General features: G+C 60.8%; 1 protein-coding gene. It reads left to right on the top strand.

Translation table 11 applies throughout. The features are described from left to right. Positions 1 to 68: 68 nt before the first annotated feature. Positions 69 to 1,219, top strand: a protein-coding gene (locus ACTU6V_RS15135; protein ID WP_443469977.1) for an IS3 family transposase whose coding sequence is annotated in 2 segments (ribosomal slippage) — positions 69 to 336 and positions 336 to 1,219 — 1,152 coding nt in all. Because the reading frame shifts where the segments join, the coding sequence is not laid out codon by codon here. The last annotated feature ends 31 nt before the right edge of the window (positions 1,220 to 1,250 follow it).

Here is a 1,250-nt window from a genome sequence, read left to right as displayed (position 1 = left end):
GGGACTGCTGACGGTTTAGTTGACTCCAACGCTGTGAGGATTTCGGTTCTCACGGAAGGATGGTCAACGTGCCCAAAGCATTTCCCAAAGAGTTCCGGAACGACGTCGTTGCGGTCGCGCGGCGGGGCGAGGCCCCGATCAGTCGCATCGCGAAAGACTTCGGGGTTTCCGAGTCGTGCCTGCAGCGGTGGCTCAAGATCGCGGACGTCGAAGACGGCATCAAACCCGGCGTGACTCAAGCCGACGCAGCTGAGCTGCGCGAGGCGAAGAAACGCATCCGGCTGCTCGAGCAGGAGAACGAGATCCTCCGCAGGGCAGCCGCGTATCTGTCGCAGGCGTCACTCCCCAAATGATGTTCCCGCTGGTCCTTGACCTTGCCGCAGATCGGATTCCGATCACGGTGACCTGCCGGGTGCTGGGCTTCAGCAAGCAAGCGTTCTTCAAATGGCGCGCCAATCCAGTCTCGAAACGCGACTGGGACAACGCCCATCTGACGAACGCTGCTGTCGATATTCATGCCGACGATCCGGCGTTTGGGTATCGATTCATCTCCGATGAGATCGAAGCCGAGAGCGGCCTTGCGGCGTCGGAGAGACGGGTGTGGCGGTTGTGTTCGCAGCAACGGTTGTGGTCTGTGTTCTCGAAGAAGCGCGGACTGAATCGGAAGGCCGGACCTCCCGTGCATGACGACCTCGTGCTCCGTGACTTCACCGCGACAAGGCCGGACCAGTTATGGCTCACCGACATCACGGAGCATTGGACCGATGAGGGCAAGTTGTATCTCTGCGCGATCAAGGACGTTCACTCGAACAGGATCGTTGGCTATTCCATCGATTCGCGGATGACGGCCGAGCTCGCTGTCTCAGCGCTCCGCAACGCGGTCGCACTGCGTGAGCCGGTCGGGACAACGCTGCACTCCGATCGCGGCTCTCAATTTCGGTCACGGAAGTTCGTCGAGCTGGTCCGAGAAACCGGGATCACCGGGTCGATGGGACGCGTCGGAGCATGCGCGGACAACGCCGCGATGGAGTCGTTCTTCGCGCTCCTGCAGAAGAACGTCCTCAACAAGAAACGGTGGCATTCGCGGCAGGAATTGCGGCTCGAGATCGTCACCTGGATCGAACGGACATATCACCGGCGACGCCGGCAACGACGGCTCGGGCGGCTCACCCCGATCGAGTTCGAGATAATCAACACAGAGGCCGCTCGCGCGGCCTGAAAACCCCAAACAAGACGAGTCAACTAAACCG

It is taken from the genome of Microbacterium zouquanmingi (assembly GCF_052266675.1).
Taxonomy (GTDB): Bacteria; Actinomycetota; Actinomycetes; order Actinomycetales; family Microbacteriaceae; genus Microbacterium.
The sequence above is the reverse complement of the archived record's forward strand: the minus strand, read 5'-3'. Positions and strand labels throughout refer to the sequence as shown.